At 64.0% G+C, this 19518-nt stretch carries 17 protein-coding genes; 13 read left to right on the top strand and 4 right to left on the bottom strand.

Annotated elements, in window-relative coordinates; genetic code table 11:
- Positions 1–44: 44 nt before the first annotated feature.
- The 6 genes from E4P82_RS05470 to ligA all read left to right on the top strand — a co-directional run bounded on the left by E4P82_RS05470 (position 45) and on the right by ligA (position 12056).
- Positions 45–1127, top strand: a complete 1083-nt coding sequence (locus tag E4P82_RS05470; protein WP_169247958.1) for a hypothetical protein — start codon at positions 45–47, stop codon at positions 1125–1127.
- A complete protein-coding gene (locus E4P82_RS05465; protein WP_169247957.1) occupies positions 1021–4923 on the top strand; it encodes a hybrid sensor histidine kinase/response regulator in 3903 nt (1300 codons plus the stop codon). Before E4P82_RS05470 ends, E4P82_RS05465 begins: the two co-directional genes overlap by 107 nt.
- Before the next feature lie 49 nt (positions 4924–4972).
- Positions 4973–5449 (top strand): chemotaxis protein CheW, encoded by a 477-nt coding sequence (locus tag E4P82_RS05460; RefSeq protein WP_169247956.1) that lies wholly within the window; start codon positions 4973–4975, stop codon positions 5447–5449.
- Positions 5450–5478: 29 nt separating this feature from the next.
- A complete protein-coding gene (smc, locus tag E4P82_RS05455) occupies positions 5479–8982 on the top strand; it encodes a chromosome segregation protein SMC (RefSeq protein WP_169247955.1) in 3504 nt (1167 codons plus the stop codon).
- Positions 8983–9173: 191 nt separating this feature from the next.
- On the top strand, positions 9174–10010 hold the full coding sequence (locus E4P82_RS05450; RefSeq protein ID WP_169247954.1) for a cell division protein ZipA: 837 nt from the start codon (positions 9174–9176) through the stop codon (positions 10008–10010).
- Positions 10011–10025: 15 nt separating this feature from the next.
- On the top strand, positions 10026–12056 hold the full coding sequence (gene ligA / locus E4P82_RS05445; RefSeq protein ID WP_169247953.1) for an NAD-dependent DNA ligase LigA: 2031 nt from the start codon (positions 10026–10028) through the stop codon (positions 12054–12056).
- A gap of 41 nt (positions 12057–12097) precedes the next feature.
- Here ligA and E4P82_RS22750 read toward each other — a convergent pair whose 3' ends face one another.
- The 4 genes from E4P82_RS22750 to E4P82_RS23975 form a co-directional block, all read right to left on the bottom strand.
- Positions 12098–12862, bottom strand: coding sequence for a peptidylprolyl isomerase (locus E4P82_RS22750; RefSeq protein WP_169247952.1), 765 nt, complete (start codon positions 12860–12862; stop codon positions 12098–12100).
- A 262-nt stretch (positions 12863–13124) separates the two neighbouring features.
- Entirely contained in the window at positions 13125–13403 is a 279-nt protein-coding gene (locus tag E4P82_RS05435; protein WP_169247951.1) for a BolA family protein, read from the bottom strand.
- Entirely contained in the window at positions 13400–13702 is a 303-nt protein-coding gene (locus tag E4P82_RS05430) for a YciI family protein (protein WP_169247950.1), read from the bottom strand. The genes E4P82_RS05435 and E4P82_RS05430 overlap by 4 nt, the downstream gene beginning before the upstream one ends.
- Complete coding sequence (locus E4P82_RS23975; RefSeq protein WP_478219227.1) at positions 13677–14258, bottom strand: inner membrane-spanning protein YciB; 582 nt, start codon at positions 14256–14258, stop codon at positions 13677–13679. Before E4P82_RS23975 ends, E4P82_RS05430 begins: the two co-directional genes overlap by 26 nt.
- Before the next feature lie 146 nt (positions 14259–14404).
- Here E4P82_RS23975 and E4P82_RS05420 point away from each other — a divergent pair, with 146 nt between their 5' ends.
- From E4P82_RS05420 to E4P82_RS05390, 7 genes are all read left to right on the top strand, one after another.
- Positions 14405–15025 carry an L-threonylcarbamoyladenylate synthase gene (locus E4P82_RS05420; protein WP_169247949.1) on the top strand — a complete coding sequence of 207 codons (621 nt, stop codon included), beginning with the start codon at positions 14405–14407 and terminating at the stop codon, positions 15023–15025.
- A 33-nt stretch (positions 15026–15058) separates the two neighbouring features.
- Positions 15059–15715, top strand: coding sequence for a site-2 protease family protein (locus E4P82_RS05415; protein WP_169247948.1), 657 nt, complete (start codon positions 15059–15061; stop codon positions 15713–15715).
- A gap of 27 nt (positions 15716–15742) precedes the next feature.
- Positions 15743–16753, top strand: coding sequence for a tryptophan--tRNA ligase (locus E4P82_RS05410; protein WP_169247947.1), 1011 nt, complete (start codon positions 15743–15745; stop codon positions 16751–16753).
- Between the two features lie 48 nt (positions 16754–16801).
- On the top strand, positions 16802–17587 hold the full coding sequence (locus tag E4P82_RS05405) for a segregation and condensation protein A (protein ID WP_169247946.1): 786 nt from the start codon (positions 16802–16804) through the stop codon (positions 17585–17587).
- 9 nt (positions 17588–17596) lie between these two features.
- Positions 17597–18199, top strand: a complete 603-nt coding sequence (gene scpB, locus E4P82_RS05400) for an SMC-Scp complex subunit ScpB (protein ID WP_169247945.1) — start codon at positions 17597–17599, stop codon at positions 18197–18199.
- Positions 18192–19058 (top strand): 23S rRNA pseudouridine(2605) synthase RluB, encoded by an 867-nt coding sequence (gene rluB / locus E4P82_RS05395; protein WP_169247944.1) that lies wholly within the window; start codon positions 18192–18194, stop codon positions 19056–19058. Before scpB ends, rluB begins: the two co-directional genes overlap by 8 nt.
- Positions 19059–19122: 64 nt before the next feature.
- A partial coding sequence (locus E4P82_RS05390) for an IS630 transposase-related protein (protein WP_246327384.1) occupies positions 19123–19518 on the top strand: 396 nt, incomplete at its 3' end.

Genomic DNA, 19518 nt, shown 5'->3' with positions numbered 1-19518 from the left:
GGCAACGGCCAGTCGGATCGGGTATCCGGCGCGGAGGTAGCGTAATGGTCTCCTCGCATCGTAACGCCGGCAATCCTTTGGTGCATCTCAAAAACGACCTGCTGCTCGCTCTGAGCCGGTTCCGGCCCAATCTGGATATATATCGCGAGGATGGCGCCGATCTGGCGTCGCTGGAAGCGATGCTCGGCGCCATCGAGCGGATCCGCGACCCGTTGGCGATGCTGGAGCATCGCGAAGCGGTCGTCCTGTTGAACGAAATGCGTTCGATGATCTTGGCGCTGATGGATGGAACGTTCCAGCCTCCCGACCTGGCGATGCTACAGCAGGCCGCCGAACATCTGATCGGCTATCTGAATGCCTGTCTCTCTCCCCACGATCAGCACCCGGATGGCCAATTGCTGGAGATGGCTGACACCTTGCGTCTGGCGCGATCGAGCGCGCCAGATACCGATACCGAACCAGCCGCCGATCCCATGGAGGCGTTCACGGCGCTGCACGCGATCATGGATATTCTGAAGCGACTGCGGCAAACCGTTGCCACCGAATTGGAAAATGCCGCCGACCAGCCGGAATCCTGGGCGGCCCTGCGAGACGATCTGCGGACGCTCCATCAGGTGCTGGCCGAACGAAAATGGACCCGCGCCACTGCGGTGCTCGGTCGGCTAAGTCGGATCGTCGAGGTGTTGGCCGGTGGTGCCGCCGAACACTATGGCCCACTGGTCAACGGAGTCTGCGCCGAGATCCTGGTTGGGTTGGGTCACTGCCTGAAACCTCTGAGTGGCGGGGGACCGGCACCGGCGGCGATTTTGCTTGCGGCGGAAGAACAACTGGCTCAGATGGAGACCCTGCTCAATTTACCGGCATTGCCTGAAACATCGGCGTTGTCACCGCCCGGCCTCGTCTCCGACCCGGCCGAGCTGGAGGCGAAACCGGGAATGTCCGAGATCGACAGGGTCGCGCCGTCCATGCCGGAGGCCGCAACCGATGTACCCGGGTTTGAGACTCTGCTCGGACTGACGGATGCCGATCCCGAATTCATCGAGGTTTTTTTTGGAGGAGGCGCGCGGCGAGCTGGCGGCCGTGCGGGAGCAATTGCTCCGCTGGCAGGAAAATTTGCAGGATCATGACGCGCTGGCCATCGTCCGCCGCGCTTTCCATACCCTCAAAGGTAGCGGTCGCATGGTCGGTGCGACCGTAATCGGCGATTTCGCCTGGGAATACGAAAACTTACTGAACCAGATTCTGGCCGGCAAGGTAGCAGCCAGCCAGACCATCATTTCGGCGATTGCCGCGGCGGTGGCGGCGTTGGAGCCGCTGGTGGGTGAAACCCCATTGCGAGGGGGTGAGCTGGACGCCTTGCCGGCACTGGCGGCGCGAGCACAAACCTTGGCCGCCGAAAGCGAAGAAGCCGAAGTCGAAGAACCGATCACCGCGCCGCCGTCGTTCCGGGCGGAACCAGTTACCGCGCCGCCGTCGNTCCGGGTGGAACCAGTCACCGCGCCGCCGTCGCTCCGGGTGGAACCAGTCACCGCGCCACCGTCGGAGCGCGCGGCTGCGGCCGCGATCGACCCGGAATTCATGGAGGTGTTTCTCGAGGAAGCGCGCGGCGAACTGGCCGCTATTCGCGAGTATTCGGTCCTCTGGAAGCGAAACTTGGCCGATCGTCAAGCATTGGTCAGCTTGCGCCGGGCTTTCCATACCCTCAAGGGCAGCGGGCGCGTGGTCGGCGCAACCGCGATCGGCGATTTCGCCTGGTGTTTCGAGGACCTGCTGAGCCACGTACTGAACAATACGGCATCGGCGTCCATGGCCATGGCCGAATTGGTCGAGGAAGCCGCTGTCGCGCTGGAACCGTTGATCGGTGAAGCACCGGTAACGGAAGACGCGTTGGCGGCGTTGGCGGCGTTGGCGGCGCGCGCCGCCGCGCTGTTGCAAGGCACGCCGAACGAAGTCGTCCCGACGGCAATCGAACCGACCAAGCCGACCAAACCGGCCGAGCTGGTCGAGGTCGAGCCGCCGCCGGTTGCGGTCGCGCCGGCTGGCCCGATCAGGATCGAATTGCCGCCGCCCGTGGTCCAGCCCCCGGTGCCGGCCGAACCCGTCGCCGCCGAACTGGAATCGGGTGCGCCCCCGGCGATGGATTTGGAACTGGCCCAGGTCTTCCAGTACGAAGCCACCGAAATTCTCGATGCCAGCGATGCCATCCTGCAGCGGCTGGGTAGCGAGCCCGATCAGCCCGGCCTACTGAATGACCTGCGTCGGGGCATGCATACGCTCAAGGGCAGCTCGCGCATGGCCGGCTTCATGACGGTCGGCGATCTGGCCCACGCCGCCGAATCGGTGTTGGATGTGCTTGGCAAGGCGGGAGGTACGACGCCGGTCGTGCTGGATGTCCTGCAGCAGGCCCTAGATCGGCTGAACCGAATGCTGGCGGAGGCCGGCGCTGGCTTGGAGCCGGCACCCGCGACCAACTTGATTGGCGATTTGCATCGTTTGGCCGAGGCAGCCGCCGCCGGCCGGCCGGTCGAGGAACTACCGCCCACGGTGCCTGCGTCTCTTGAGCCGACCGCGGCGCCGGAGGCCGGCGCGCTCAAGGCCATGACCGAGCTGGATCAAGAGTTGGCCCAGGTTTTCCAGTCCGAGGCGAGCGAAATTCTCGATTCCAGCGATGCCATCCTGCGGCAGTTGCGCGGCGAACCGGATAGCGTGGAACTGCTGAACGACCTGCGCCGGGAAATGCATACGCTCAAGGGCAGCTCGCGCATGGCCGGCTTCATGACGGTCGGCGATCTGGCCCACGCCGCCGAATCGGTGTTGGACGCGCTCGGCAAGGGAGCGCTGCAAGCCGCGCCGGCCATCCTGGACACCGTCCAGCGTGCCCTGGACGGCCTGCATCGCATGTTGCGGGGTGGCGGCGAGCCAGCGCCAGACGTGCAAAACCTGATCGACGAGCTGCACGGCGTACTGGGCGGCAAACCCGTGGTGGCGCCCAAGCCCGTTGCTGCCCCCGTCGCCGCCACCCGGGTCGCGGCGATGGCGCAGCCCACGGAAAAACCGGCCGCCGCCGCGCCCACCGACAGCATCCGCGTCAGCGCCGCGCTGCTCAATACCCTGGTCAATCAGATGGGCGAGAGCAGCATTTTCCGCGCCCGGATCGATCAGGGCGTCAACGCGATGAGCTTCAACCTCAACGAGTTGGAGCAAACCGTCATCCGGTTGCGCCGGCAGGTGACCCATCTTGCCACGCAGGCCGAAGCCCGTATTCAGTCGCGGCAGGATACGGGCGCCAAGGCGCACCAACTGGAATTCGATCCGCTGGAACTGGATCGTTTCACCGAGCTGCAGCAGCTCAGCCGCTCGCTGATGGAAATCGCCGACGACTTGGGCAACGTTGGCAATACCTTGGGCGAACAGACCCGCGAGGTCGGCTCGCTGCTCGACCAGCAGGCCAAGGTCAACAAGGAAATCCAGCAAGGTTTGATGCGCACCGGCATGGTGCGATTCGGCAGCATCGTTCCGCGGCTGCGGCGAGTGGTGCGGCAGGCGGCCCAGGAATTGGGCAAGCGCGCCGAATTGCTGGTCGGTGGCGAGGAGGCGGAAGTCGACCGCACCGTACTGGAAAACATGGTCGCCCCGTTGGAACACATGCTGCGCAATTCACTGGCGCATGGCATCGAGGCGCCGGAACAGCGCCGGACGGTTGGAAAGCCCGAAATCGGCACCATCACCCTGAGCCTGCATCGGGAAGGCGCGGAACTGGTGCTGGAACTGAGCGACGACGGCGCCGGCCTCAATTTCGACGCAATCCGCGCCAAGGGCGAGGAAAAAGGCTTTTTGCTGCCTGATCAGCCAGCCAGTCAGGAAGAGCTGATCGCGCTGTTGCTGCGTCCCGGCTTTTCCACCGCCAAGGCGGTCACCCAGATTGCCGGGCGTGGCGTTGGCATGGATGTGGTCAACGCGGCGATTCGGGCCATGCGCGGCGCCTTGCTGATCCAGACCGAACCCGGCCAGGGATCGCGTTTCATCGTTCGCCTGCCGTTTTCGCTGGCGGTTACCCAGGCACTGTTGGCCAAGGCCGGCAATGCCATCTTTGCCATTCCCCTGCTCAGCATCGAATTGGTGACCCGCATTCAGGAGAGCGCGTTCCAAGCTTATCTGACGGGCGAACAGGTCCAGCACCAGCACAACGAGCGCGGTTACCCGATCCATAATCTGGGCATTCTGGCCGGTAGCGAACACATGCTGCCGTTCGAGGAAGTCAAGGATCGCCGGCCGCCGACCCTGCTGTTCCGCAGTGCCGAGGCCAGCGCCGCCCTGCAGGTCGAAGCCGTACTGGGCAACCAGGAAATTATCGTCAAGCCGGTCAGCCCTCAGTTCAACAACATGCCGGGTATTTCCGGAGCGACCGTGCTGGGCGACGGTCGGGTGGTGGTGGTGCTGGATCTGGCGGCGCTGGTGCGTAATATCGGCTCGCAACAGCAGAAGCAGGCGGAAAGCCGTGCCCTGCGGATGGCGCGGCAGGAGGCGCGGCAGGAAAAGATCGGCATCATGGTCATCGACGACTCGATCACCATGCGCAAGGTCACCGCCCGCATCCTGGAGCGCCACAACATTCAGGTCGTCACGGCCAAGGATGGTGTGGACGCAGTGGCCCTGCTGCAGACCCAAGTGCCGGATCTGGCGATCCTCGACATCGAGATGCCGCGCATGGACGGTTTCGAAGTGCTCGCCCACATCCGCAATCAAGCGCGCCTGCAACACCTGCCCATCATCATGGTCACCTCGCGTGGTGGTGAGAAGCACCGCGAGCGCGCGATGAAGCTGGGCGTCAACGACTACCTGACCAAGCCTTATCAGGAAGAACAGTTGATGCAGTCGATCCGCAAGATTCTCGGCGAGCACGCCCTGGAGCTGATTACCTGAGACGCGCGGACCCGGTCCGGGCACCTCCGCACCTTGCATGGATACCGTAATGGAAGAAGTCTCCGCGAACCTGCGTTGCTTGTTGGTCGCCTTACAAGGCGGTCAGGTCCTCCTGCCGAACAGCTTTGTGCTCGAAGTCCTGCCATTCGCCACGCCCTTGCGGATCGAGGCGGCGCCGCACTGGGTGGTCGGCGCCATGTTGTGGCGAAATCTGACCACGCCGCTGATCAGCCTGGGGCGACTGATTTTCCGGGTGACGCCCGAGGCCGATCTCAATTCCCGCATCATTATCCTGAATACCCTGGGCACCGACACCAAACTGCCGTATTTCGGCATCCTGGGTACTGCGGCGCCCAGGCCGCTTAACCTGACGCGCCAGGATATCAAGCTGGACCCGGAGGTTTCGGCGGAGGATCTGCGCCGGCCGGGCGCTCTGTGTTGGGCGCGCTATCAGGATCAGCCGATCATCATTCCGGATCTGGACGCCATCGAAGCGGTGCTGCAACCGCTGGTCCGCCGGGCCTGACCGGTGCGGAGCCTGCGTCCGACGCACCCATGCGGCTGAGCAAGATCAAGCTGGCGGGGTTCAAGTCGTTCGTGGACCCCGCCGTGTTACATTTGCCCGGCAACCTGCTGGGCGTCGTCGGTCCCAACGGTTGCGGCAAATCCAACATCATCGACGCGGTGCGCTGGGTGATGGGGGAAAGCTCGGCCCGCAGCTTGCGCGGCGAGAGCATGAGCGACGTGATCTTCAACGGCTCGGCCAGTCGCAAACCGGTCGGACAGGCCAGCGTCGAGCTGGTGTTCGACAACAGCCAGGGCCGCTTGGGTGGTCCTTGGGCCAGCTACGGCGAAATCGCGATCAAACGGCTGGTCGGCCGCGATGGCCAGTCCAGCTACTTCCTCAACGGCACGCGCTGCCGCCGCCGGGACATCGCCGACATCTTCCTGGGCACCGGATTGGGGCCGCGCAGCTATGCCATTATCGAACAGGGCATGATTTCGCGGGTGATCGAGTCCAAACCCGACGAGTTGCGCATCTTCCTGGAGGAAGCGGCCGGCATCTCCAAGTACAAGGAGCGCCGGCGCGAGACCGAAACCCGCATCCGCCACACTCGCGAAAATCTCGACCGACTCACCGATGTGCGCGAGGAGTTGGGCCGGCAACTGCATCATTTGCAGCGGCAGGCTCGGGCCGCCGAGCAGTATCGCGACTATCGCGCCGAGGAACGCCGCCTGCGCGCCGAATTGCTGGCGCTGCGCTGGCGCAACCTGCAAGCCGACAGTCGCGACCGCGAACACGCGCTGCGCCAAGAGGAAACCGCGTTGGAAGCGCTGCTGGCCGAACAGCGCCAACTGGAAGCCCAATTGGAGATCGGCCGCGCCCGGCGTCTGGAGTTGAACGATGCGTTCAATGATCACCAAGGCCGTTACTACCAAGCCGGCGCGGAAATCAGCCGACTCGAACAGGCGCTGCAACACCAACGCGAACTGAGTCAACGGCGTGAGGAGGAATGGGATCAGGTCGTGGCGGCGCTGGCGCAGGTGGACGAGCAATGGCGGGTGGATCGGGAGCAACAAGACGAACTGGCGACGGCACTCGCCGCCGCTGAACCGGAACTGACCCGGCTGCTGACCGAAGAGGCGGATGCCGCCGCCGCGCTGACCGCCGCCGAAACCGACCTGCACGAGGGACAAGCCGCCTGGGAAACCTTCAATCGGCGCCATGGCGAAGTGCTGCGGCAGGCCGAAGTGGAGCGGACCCGGATCGAACACCTGGAGCGGCAACTGTCGCGGAACGAGCAGCGCTTGGAGCGGCTGCGGCTCGAACGGGAGCAACTGACCGAGGCCGATCTGCATGTAGAGCTGGCCGAACGACGCTCGGCCGAACAGGCGGCGGCCGCCGACCTGAAACATCGTCAAGAGCAACTGGCGCGGATCGAAACCGACCTGATCGCCAACCGCGAAGCCCAGCAGCAGGCCGATCCGGCGCTGCGGGAATTGCGGGAACGGCTGCTGGCCGGACGCGGCCGGCTGGCCTCGCTGCAAACCTTGCAGGAAGCGGCGCTGGGTCGGCATGAAAGCGAGTCGGATACCTGGCTGCGCGCCCGAGGGCTGGCCGAAGCACCGCGATTGGCGGAGCAGTTGGAAGTGGAGCCTGGTTGGGAAGCAGCGGTGGAAACGGCGCTGGCCGGCTGGCTGGACGCAGTCTGCCTGCCTAGTCTGGACCCGCTGGCGCACGCCGCCGTCGAACTACCGCAGGGCCGGTTGACTCTATTGGAAATCTTCCCGGACGAGTTCGGGGACGCGGCACCGCCGGAGGGCTTGGCCGCGCGGGTGCGCGCGCCGTGGCCGCTCGCCGCCTTGCTGGGGGTCGATACCGCTGCCACCCTGACGGAAGCACTGGCGCGTCGTGCGGAGCTGCGCGACGGCGAGGCGCTGGTCACGCCGGATGGCGTGTTATGCGGGCGTCGCTGGCTGCGGCTGGCGCGGGAAGGCAGCGACGGGGTACTGGCGCGCGAGCGGGAAATCCGCCGGCTCGCCGCCGCGCTCGATGCGGACGCAGTGACACTGGAACGGCAAACCGCGCATCTGGAGCAGCTCCGCGCCCAGCAGCGCGAACGCGAACGCGAACGCCGCGATCTCCAGCAGACCGTCAATCAGGATCATCGCGACCATGCCCGCTTGCAGGGAGAATGTAACACCGTGCAGGCTCGCTGGGAGCAAGCCCGCGCCCGCCGGGCCACGCTGACCGAGGAACTCGCCGAACTGCGCGATCAATGCGAGCAGGATCGGGAACAGGTGCAACTGGCCCGGCTGCGATTGGAGGAAACGCTATTGGCGCTGGAGAATCTGAAGATCGAACATGCGGCGCTGAGCGGAGACCAGGAGCGACTGCGCGCGCGGATCCAACAGTGCCGCGCCCGAGCGGATACCTCCCGCCAGGCGGCGGCCCGCCAGGCAGCAGCCATCGAAACCCTGCGGGTGCGGGCGAGTGCCGCCGGCCAGGCCATGGCAAGGCTGGATACCCAACGGCAACAGTTGCAGGCGCGGCAAGCGCGGTTGATCGAGGAACGCGCCGGCGATGACAGCGCGGCGCGGGCCGCCATCGAAGACGAACTGGCCGGCTGGCTGGAAACCCGGCTCACGGTCGAAGCGGAACTACGCGAGGCTCGCCACGCTCTCGAAGCCCAGGACGCGGCATTGGAAGCCGGTGAGCAGTCCCGCGCCCGTCGCGAGCGGCAGGTCGAAACCCAGCGCCAGCGGATCGAGGAGCAGCGGCTGGCACTGGGTGAGGCGCGAGTGCGCCGGCAGAACCTGCGCGAGCAATTGCACGAGCTGGCCGCCGAACCGGAGGCGGTATTGCCCACCCTGCCGGAAACCGCAGCCGAAGCTGACTGGCTGGCGCGCTTGGAGCAGATGGAGCGGCGTATCCAGCGACTGGGTCCCATCAATCTGGCGGCCATCGAGGAGTTCGCCCAATTGTCCGAGCGCAAGCAGTATCTCGATGCCCAGAACGCCGATCTGCTGGAAGCGCTGACCACTCTGGAAAACGCCATTCGCAAAATTGACCGCGAGACTCGCGCTCGCTTCCAGGACACCTTCGAACGGGTCAACGCTGGCTTGAGTGAACTGTTTCCCCGACTGTTCGGCGGTGGCCAAGCCCATCTGGAACTGACCGGCGAGGACGTGCTGGACGCCGGAGTGGCGATCATGGCCAAACCGCCGGGCAAGCGGGTCGGGTCGATCAGCCTCTTGTCCGGCGGTGAGAAAGCATTGGCTGCGGTCGCCCTGGTGTTCGCCATTTTTCAGCTCAACCCGGCGCCATTTTGCTTGCTGGACGAGGTGGATGCACCGCTGGACGAAGCCAATGTCGGCCGGTTCGGCGCGCTGGTCCGCGATATGTCGACGCGGGTACAGTTCGTTTTCATCACCCACAACAAGGCGACCATGGAGATTGCCGAGTATCTGGCCGGTGTGACCATGCAGGAGCCTGGGGTGTCGCGGTTGGTCGCGGTCGATGTCGCGGCGGCGGCGCGACTGGCCGTGGCCGGCTAGCCGCTCTCGACGCGTGGGCCGCCTCCGGGCTGGGCGCGGCGGATGTCATTTGTGAAAGCCCAGGGATTACAGTATAAACGGAGGCTGTAACCCCCAGTCCGCCGATGGCGGCAATGGCGGTTTGACAGTGTGGTCTCTTATCGCGACATAATCTCATTATTGCGACAGGCGCAATCTGAGGCTTTCGATTCATGGAATTGGACAAAACACAATTACAGTGGTTGCTGGCCGTCATCGGGGCCGTCATCGTTATCCTGATTTACCTCTGGGGCATCCGCTCGCATCTGAAGGAAGAAATCGGCAACCGCCGACATCGGCTCTCCAAGGAGCCGGTGCTGGGCGACACGCGAACGCGAACGCCGGACGAAGAAGAGGTCGATGGGCATGATTTTGGCGAGTTGGGCCGCATCACTCCCAGTCACCCTCTGGCCGACAAGGTGCTGGTGGATGTGGAAATTCGACCCATCAATCGCCAGGGCTCCACGACGATGGTCGAAGCGGAGGCGCCGGTCGACGATAGCGAAGCGTGCCCGTCCACCACGCTAGCACCCCCACCACAAGAGTCGCGGCAGGAACCCACCGCGCCGCCGCGCTCGCCAAAAATGACCCTGGTGCTGACCGTGATGGCATCACGGCACCAGCTCTTTCACGGCCCCAAAATCCAGGTCGTGGCCGAGGCGCTGCGATTTCGTCTGAATCCTGCGGGGTTGTACGAGCTGTTCCCGGAGACGGAAGCCGCCGATGTCCCGATCCTCGGCCTCGCCCATCTGCGCAAGCCCGGCTCGTTCGAGCCGCAAACCTTGCAGGAACTGCATACGCCGGGCCTGCTGCTATTCATGAAGCTACCCGGACCGCTTGAGGAAATGAAGGCGTTGGACCTGCTGGTCATTACCGCCGACCAACTGGCTCAGAGGTTGGGCGGGTTGATTTGTGACGAGCAACGCAACCGAATGACCAATCAGGCGCTCGCGCGCTTGCGCGACGAAGTCGCCGAGCTGGAGCGGCAGCGGCGCGCACAGCCGCTCTGATGGCGCGAGAGCGACATGGCGCTTTTCACCGATCCGCGACATCGGGCCGCTTGGCTGCGCGAACGGCTCAACTGGCATGGCTACCGCTACTATGTGCTGGACGATCCGGAAATTCCCGACGCCGAGTACGACCGGCTGTTTCGGGAGCTTCAGGAGTTGGAAACCACCCATCCGGAGCTGATCGCCGTCGATTCTCCGACCCGGAGAGTGGGTGGCAAACCGCTGGCGGCATTCGTACCGGTGCGACATCGGGTTCCGATGCTGTCCATCCGCACCGAAACCGACACTGGCCCGGACGGCGCGGTGGCCTTTGATGCCCAGGTACGACGCGAGCTGGATCTGGGCGACGATGCGGAACCGGTCGAGTACGCCTGCGAGTTGAAATTCGACGGCTTGGCCATCAGCCTACGCTACGAACAGGGCGCACTGGTCCTGGCAGCCACCCGTGGCGATGGCGAGACCGGCGAGGATGTCACTCAGAATGTGCGCACTATCAGGGCCGTGCCGCTCCGGTTGCAAGGCGCCGCGCCCGAGGTTTTGGAAGTACGCGGCGAAGCGTACATGAGCCGCGCGGACTTCGAACGCTACAACGCCCGGCAACGCGCCGCGGGGTTGCCCACCCTGGTCAATCCCCGCAACGGCGCGGCGGGCAGCATCCGGCAACTCGACCCGAGTTTGGCCGCGAAACGGCCGCTGTCCTTTTTTGCCTACGGGTTGGGCGAGGTGCAAGGTTGGGAGATCCCGACCACCCATGGCGCGATGCTCGATGCGCTGGCCACGCTGGGACTGCCGGTATGCGAAGAACGCACGGTGACGCGGGGCGCGGAGGGTCTGATCAATTTTCATCATGCCATCGCCGAGCAGCGCGATACGCTGCCCTTCGATATCGATGGCGTGGTGTACAAGGTCAACCGCCTCGCCTGGCAACGGCAACTGGGTTTCCGCACCCGCGAACCACGCTGGGCGGTGGCGCATAAATTTCCGGCTCAGGAAGAGCTGACCGTGGTCGAGGCCATCGAGGTACAGGTTGGTCGCACCGGCGCGATCACCCCGGTGGCGCGGCTCAATCCGGTGTTCGTCGGCGGCGTCACCGTCACCAATGCGACATTGCACAACGCCGATGAAGTATCGCGCAAGGATGTACGAGTGGGCGATACCGTCGTCGTGCGTCGGGCCGGTGACGTCATTCCCGAAGTAGTCGGCGTGGTATTGGAGCGCCGCCCGCCCGGCACGCAACCATTCACGATGCCGGCCCTCTGCCCGGTATGCGGATCGCGGGTTATCCGCCCGGAAGGCGAAGCGGTCGCTCGCTGTGTCGGCGGCTTGTATTGCCGCGCCCAACGCAAGGAAGCGATCCGCCATTTCGCCTCGCGCCGGGCGATGGACATCGATGGACTGGGTGACAAGTTGGTGGAGCAACTGATCGAGCGGAACCTGGTGCACGATCCCGCCGATTTGTACGCGCTCGATGCAACGACGCTGGCCGGTTTGGAACGGATGGGCGCCAAATCCGCCGCCAATCTGGTCGAAGCACTGGAACGCAGCAAGGATACCTCGCTGGAACGATTCCTGTATTCGTTGGGAATCCGTGAGGTTGGAGAAGCCACGGCGCGGGCTTTGGCGCGGTATTTGGGTACGCTGGAAGCGCTGCTGGCGGCCGATGAAACCCGCTTGCTGCAAGTGCCGGATGTCGGTCCGGTGGTGGCCGCCGCCATTCTTGCCTTCTTTCAGGAGCCACACAACCAGGAAGTGCTGGCTCGGTTACTGGCCGCTGGGGTACGGTGGCCAGCGATGGCCGTGCAAACCAGTACCGGGGAATCCCTGACGGGCAAGAGCTTCGTGCTGACCGGCACCTTGGAATCGCTGACTCGCGACCAGGCCTCCGAACGGTTGCGGGCGCTGGGCGCCAAGGTGGCGGGCAGCGTGTCGAAGAAAACCGATTACGTGGTGGCGGGCCACGACGCAGGTTCCAAATTGGACAAAGCGCGGGAACTGGGGGTGCGGGTGCTGGACGAGGCAGGACTGTTGAGTCTGCTGGAGGGATAGCAGCCGGCTTGCCGGCTGCCATCTCAGGCTGACTCGGGCAGTTATTTCTTCTCGGTCTTGGCAGGTTCGGCCTTGGCGGGTTCGGTCGCGCTGACCTGAATTTCCTTGATTTCGATCTTGGCGCCGGCGCGCAGCTTTTCCAGATAGTCGTTCACCATCCGGCTCTGCAACATCTGAGCGATCTGTGGCCGCAATTCGTCCAGGGTCGGCGGCTTGGCGTCGCGGACATCTTCCAGCAGGATGACGTGCCAGCCGAACGGCGTCTGCACCGGCTCCTCACTGTACTTGCCCTTTTCCATCTTGGCGACGGCCTGCGCGAACGGTGGCACCATCATGCTCGGCGTGAACCAGCCCAGATCGCCGCCGTTGGCCGCGGAACTGTCGCTGGATTTGGCCTTGGCCAGTTCGGCGAACTTACCGCCTTTCTTGAGTTCGGCGATGACCTCCTTGGCCTTGTCCTCGGAGTCCACCAGGATGTGGCTGGCCTTGTACTCCTTGCCCTTCATCGCCGCGACGGCGGTTTCATACTCTTTCTTGATGGCATCTTCGCTGGGCGCGTTTTCGCTCAGCATCCGCCGCACCACGGTACTGGCCAGCAGGCTGCGTTGGATCATTTCCAACTGTTGCTTGATTTGCGGGTCATCTTCCAGCTTCTGCTTGTTGGCCTGCTGCACCAGCAGTTCTTCCATGACCAGTTGGTCGACCAGCGACTTGCTGGCATCCGGCGAATCGACCTTGGCCTTGCCGCGCAACTGCTGGGCATACTGCTCGAAGGCCGCCTTGGAAATCGCCTTACCGTTGACCACCGCGACTGGATCGGGGATGGTGAACGCAGCTTGCGGCGCGGCGGGCGCGGCGGGCGCGGCCTTGGACGGCGGCGGGCGTGGCGGCGGGGGCTGCCTCGGCTTTTTTTGTCGTCGGCGGACAGCGCCACGCTGGACAGCAGCAGGCCGGAGGACAGCGCCAGTAACGGAAGAGTCAACTTGTGCGGTTTATTCATTTCGTTGTTTCCAGGGGTTGGGTTGTTTCCAGAAGAGGACTATTCGACCGGGGTCGCGTACTTTGTCGTCAATGCAAACCTTGCTCCGCCGGAGAAATCGCGGTTTTGATGCTCAAGGCGTGGATTTCCCGGCGCATCAGGTCGGCCACCGCCGCGTTGATGAGGCGGTGGCGCTGAATCAGCGTCTTGCCGGTAAAGGCCGATGAAACGATGTGAATAGTGAAATGGCCGCCCTCGCGCGCGCCGGCGTGACCGGCATGGGCAGCGCTGTCGTCAATGATTTGCAGGCGTTCGGGAGCCAGCGCGCCACGCAGCCGTTCCTCGATCAGGGCGACGCGGTCGGTCATGCCGGCAGCACCTTGCGGAACGGGTAAATCTCGACGGCCGCATACACACCGGCGGCCACGTAGGGATCGGCGTCGGCCCAGGCTCGGGCTTCTTCCAGCGCGGCGAATTCGGCGACCACCAGGCTGCCTTGAAAACCGGCTGGGCCGGGATCGGGGCTGTCGATGGCCGGCAGCGGTCCGGCCAACACCAGCCGACCCTCGGCCAGCAGGGCGTTCAGGCGTTCCAGATGAGCGGGACGAGCCGCCAACCGCTGTTCCAGAGTACCCGGCACATCACGGCCGATGATAGCGTATAGCATGGATCAGGACTCCTTTGACGGGGCATCGTCGGTTTTGAGATGACGGCTCATGTAAGCCGCCTGCACCAACACGAACACCAGAGTCAGGCCCAACATCCCGAACAGTTTGAAATTGACCCAGGTGTTTTCGTCGAACGTGAACGCCACATATAGATTGACCACGCCCATGACGAAGAAAAAAAATAGCCCACATAAACGTCAGGTTGATCCAGATTCGGGCTGGAAGTTCCATTTGACCGCCCAGCATGCGTTCCAACAGGGTTTGCCGGCCGATGAAACGGCTGCCGATAAAGGCCAGGGCGAACAGCCAGTTCACCACCGTGGGTTTCCATTTGACGAAAACCGGATCGTGCAGAATGAGCGTCAGGCTGCCCAGTACCAGCACCAATCCGGCGGTAAATAGCGGTAGTTTCTCGACCCGGCGTTGCCGCAGCCAGATCCAGCCGACCTGAGCCAGGGTGACGCCGATCAGCACGCCGGTGGCGACGTAGATATCCGCGAGCTTGTAGGCGACGAAGAACAGCAGGATGGGCAGAAAGTCGAACAGCAGTTTCATGCCGGTAGCGAGGTTCCATGGAGTGTGGGAAACGGCGGCGAGGGACAAAAAAAGAGACGGCTTTGCCATCGCCGTCTTGACCGGGCAACGCCAGGCTGGCAAGTTGCCTGACCGATTGTCATCCACGAATTGGAAATAGTAGGGCCATGAGCCGCGTTTTACAAATCCATCCCGCCAACCCGCAGCCGCGCCTGATCGCGCAGGCGGTGGCGCGACTGCGCGAAGGCGACGTGATCGTCTATCCCACCGATTCCAGCTATGCGCTGGGTTGCCAACTGGGGGACAAGGCGGCGGCGGAGCGCATCCGCGCCATCCGCCAGACCGACCGCCATCACAATTTCACCCTGGTCTGCCGCGATCTGTCCGAAATCGCCACCTACGCCAAGGTGGACAACCGGCGCTACCGCTTGCTCAAGGCCGTCACGCCGGGGGCGTTTACCTTCATTTTGCAGGCCACCCACGAGGTCCCGCGTCGCTTGCAGCATCCCCGTCGCAAGACCATCGGCATCCGGGTGCCGGACAACGCCATCGTCAGCGCCCTGCTGGCGACACTGAGCGAGCCGATCATGAGTTGCACGCTGATCCTGCCCGGCGACGACTGGCCGCTGTCCGACCCCGAAGAGATCGAGGAACGCCTGGCCAACGAGGTCGATCTGATCATCGACGGCGGTCCCGGCCAGCGCGAACCGACCACCGTGCTCGACCTGACCGAAGAAGCGCCGCAACTGATCCGTCAGGGGTTGGGCGACGCCAGCCCGTTTCTCTAGTCCGCGCCCGGCCGGGCTGCGTATAATCGCGCCATGCAAGAATTGACCACGGTTCAACTGCTCATCGTGCTGGCGCCGCCGCTGCTGCTGGCCATCACCCTGCACGAGGTGGCGCACGGCTGGGCGGCGTTGCGCTGCGGCGACACCACCGCCAAGGCCCAGGGCCGACTCAGCCTGAACCCGTTGCGGCATATCGACCCGATCGGCACGGTGCTGATCCCGGCGCTGCTGGCGGTGTTCGGCGGCTTCATCTTCGGCTGGGCCAAGCCGGTACCGGTCAACTACCATCGCCTGCATCAACCCAAGCGCGACATGGCGCTGGTGGCGCTGGCCGGACCGAGCGCCAATCTGCTTATGGCCCTGGGCTGGGGATTGTTGATGGTGGTGGGTTACCACCTGCAAGCCGGACTCCCATGGTTGGGCGAACCGCTGCTGCTGATGGGCGGGTACGGGATCAATATCAACATCATGCTGGGCGTGCTCAATCTGGTGCCGATTCCGCCGCTGGACGGTTCGCGGGTGCTGGCCGGCGTGCTGCCGGATCGCTTCGGTCTGGCCATGGCGCGGATCGAGCCCTATGGCCTGATCATTCTGGTGCTGTTGTTGGGGGCCGGCCTGTTCAACGTGCTGATGCCCATCGTCAACAGTATTCGCCACCTCATCCTGACCCTGTTCTCCTCCTTCTTCTAATCCCGAACCAAGAATCTTGCGGCCATCATGGAAATTACCCTTACCGGCATCACCACCACCGGCGCTCCGCATCTCGGTAACTACGTCGGCGCGATCCTGCCCGCCATCGAGGCCAGCCGGCGGCGGGACGTGCAATCGTTCTACTTCCTGGCCGACTATCACGCCCTGGTCAAATGTCAGGACCCGGCGCTGGTGCATCGTTCCCGGCTGGAAGTCGCCGCCACCTGGCTGGCGCTGGGACTGGATGTCGAGAACGTCATCTTCTACGCTCAGACCGACGTCCCGGAAATCCTGGAGCTGACCTGGATCCTCACCTGCGTCACCGCCAAGGGATTGATGAATCGCGCCCACGCCTACAAGGCGGCGGTGGCCGACAACGTGGCCGATCCCGACAAGGACCCCGACAAGGGGATCAGCATGGGGTTGTTCTGCTACCCGATTCTGATGGCGGCCGACATTCTGATGTTCAAGGCCAGCAAGATACCGGTGGGCAAGGACCAGATCCAGCATCTGGAAATGGCCCGCGACATCGCCGCTCGCTTCAACCACCTGTATGGCGAGCATTTCGTCCTGCCCGAAGCGGTGGTGGACGAAAAGGCGGCGGTTCTGGTCGGGCTGGACGGGCGCAAAATGAGCAAGAGCTACGGCAACACCATCCCGCTGTTCGAGCCGGAAAAAGCCTTGCGCAAGCTGATCATGCGGATCAAGACCAACTCGCTGCCGCCGGAAGCGCCGAAAGACCCCGACACCTGCACGCTGTTCCAGATCTACCAATCCTTTGCCACGGCGGAGGAAGCGGCGGCGATACGCACCCGTTACGCCCAAGGGATTGGTTGGGGCGAAATGAAGCAGTTCCTGTTCGAATATCTGAACGCCCGGCTGAGCGAACCGCGCCAACGTTACCAGGAGTTGTTGCAAGCCCCCGCCCACATCGAGCAGATCCTCAAACGCGGCGCGGCGCGGGCGCGCGAACACAGCGTGCCGTTCTTGCAAGAACTGCGACGCGCGGTCGGCATCCTGCCCTTGGATCAAAGGTAGGGGCGCGATATGCCGCGCCCCGGCGGATCGTCGTCGATTCCCGGTTGAATGGACGCCATCGCTCAGCCGCCGCTCGCCCGAGTCGACGGTGAACCCTATACGCAATTGCCGCGGGATCTCTACATCCCACCGGACGCCCTGGAAGTCTTTCTGGAAACCTTCGAGGGGCCGCTGGATCTGCTGCTGTATCTGATCCGACGGCAGAATCTCGACATCCTGGATATTCCCATTGCCACCGTCACCCGGCAGTACATGGACTATCTGGCGTTGATGCGGGAACTGCGGCTGGAACTGGCGGCGGAGTATTTGCTGATGGCGGCTTGGCTGGCGGAAATCAAATCGCGCCTGCTGCTGCCAAAGCCGACCTTGGCCGAGATGGAGGAAGACGATCCGCGCGCCGAGCTGGTGCGCCGGCTGCGGGAGTACGAGCGCTTTCAGCAGGCTGCCAAGGTACTGGATGCCTTGCCGCGATTGGAGCGCGAAACCTTCGTCGCCAGCGCCGAGCCGCCTTGCCGGGAAAGCGTTCGTCCGCCACCGCCGGTCGGTCTGAACGACCTGCTGGCCGCCCTGCGCGAGGTGCTGACCCGCGCCGAGCTGTTCGGCCACCATCCGATCCGGCGTGAAACCTTGTCGGTGCGCGAGCGGATGAGCCAGGTGCTGGAACGGCTGGATACGCTGCGGTTTACCGCCTTCACCGAACTGTTCCGGCCGGAAGAAGGCCGGATAGGTCTCGTGGTGACGTTTCTGGCGGTGCTGGAGTTGCTACGCGAGGCGGTTTTGGAACTGGTGCAATCCGAACCGTTCGCGCCGATCTATCTCCGCCGGCAGGGTTGAGTACCTGCGATGCCGGCGTTGAAAACCATTCTGGAAGCGGTGTTGCTGGCCGCTGGCGAACCGTTGCCGCTGGAACGCTTGCAGAAGGTTTTCCCGGAAGCAGAACAGCCCGAACGGGAGGCGCTGCGTGCCGCGCTGGCTGAATTGACGGTCGATTATGCCGGACGCGGGCTGGAACTGATCGAAGTCGCCAGCGGTTTCCGTGTGCAGGTACCCGGCACTTTCTCGCCCTGGGTGTCGCGGTTGTGGGAAGAACGGGCCGCCACCTACTCGCGCGCGCTGTTGGAAACCCTGGCGCTGGTCGCCTACCGTCAGCCGGTTACCCGTGGCGAAATCGAGGAAGTGCGCGGCGTCAGCGTAAGCAGCAGCATCATGAAAACCCTACAGGAACGCGACTGGATCAAGATAGTCGGTCACCGCGAGGTGCCCGGTCGTCCGGCCCTGTATGCCACCACCCGCGCTTTTCTGGATTATTTCAACCTCAAGAGCCTGAGCGAACTGCCGCCGTTGGCGGCTCCGCGCGATCCGGATGCGATTGGCGCCGAGTTGGATCGCCGCATTGCCGTCCCGTCCTCGGACTCCACCACCTCAACGGAATCGCCCGATGACTGAACGCCTGCAGAAATTTCTCGCCCGCATGGGACTGGGTTCTCGCCGCCAGATCGAGGACTGGATTCGCCAGGGTCGCATTACCGTGAACGGCGTGCCGGCGCAACTGGGCGCATCGGTCAACGGCGCGGAGAAGATCGGGATCGACGGCAAGCTGATCCAGGTACGCGCCTTCGGGCAGCAGCGACGAGTCTTGGCCTATTACAAACCGGTCGGCGAAATCGCCAGCCGGCACGATCCCGAAGGCCGGACCACGATTTTCGAGCATCTCCCGCCCTTGCGCGATGGGCGCTGGATCGTGGTGGGTCGGCTTGACTTGAATACGCAGGGATTGTTGCTGATCACCAACGACGGCGAGCTGGCCAACCGGCTGATGCATCCTTCGTCCCAAGTTGAGCGGGAATACGCGGTGCGGGTGTTGGGCGAGGTCACGCCGGACATGCTCAAGCGCTTGCGGGAAGGCGTGCCGCTGGAGGATGGGCTGGCGCGTTTCGACGAGATCCGCGAGGCGGGCGGCGAGGGCGCGAACCATTGGTATCACGTCGTTCTGAAGGAGGGGCGCAACCGCGAGGTGCGGCGGCTGTGGGAATCGCAGGGCGTGGCGGTCAGTCGCTTGACCCGGGTGCGTTTCGGGCCGGTGACCTTGCGACGGGGCCTGCATCCGGGACATTGGGATGAACTGGACGAGGAACGAATGACGGAGCTGCTGCAAGCCGTGGGCTATGCGCCCCGGCCTGCTCCCAAACCGGAACTGCGTCGACCCCCGGTTTCCGGGCGGGTTTGGCCGGATCGGCCACGCGGCGGGCGTGGCCCGGCATCCGGTCCGCGTCGCCCGCCGAAGCCGGGACGGTCCGACCGGTGATGCGTCAGGCCATCCGAATCGCGTCGTTATAGCAAAACAAATTTATTTTGATCATATTTAACGAATGGCCTACTCAATTGATTTTCGTCGTAAAGTGCTGGGTGTTCGGGAGCGGGAACAGTTGTCGATCACCCAAGTGGCCCAGCGGTTTGCGGTGGGGAAAGCGAGCGTGATGCGCTGGCTGAAGCAGGTCGAGCGCAAGCCATCAGGGTTTCGGCGACGCAAGCTGGACGTGGCGGCGCTAGAGCAAGACCTGCGGGACTACCCTGACGCCTACCAGCGCGAGCGAGCGGCCCGACTCGGCGTGACGCAGAATGCAATTTGCTATGCGCTGAAGCGGAAGCTGCGCGTGTCGTATAAAAAAAAACGTTTCGGCATCCGCGCGCGGACGCCGCTGGACGGCACGCCTTTCAAGCCCGTCGCGCGGCGTATGAAGCCGCCGGCCGAACGCTCGTCTGGA

The sequence above is a fragment of the Candidatus Competibacter phosphatis genome (genome assembly GCF_012939995.1).
Classification (GTDB): Bacteria; Pseudomonadota; Gammaproteobacteria; order Competibacterales; family Competibacteraceae; genus Competibacter; species Competibacter phosphatis.
This window is presented reverse-complemented; position numbering and strand designations above follow the sequence as displayed.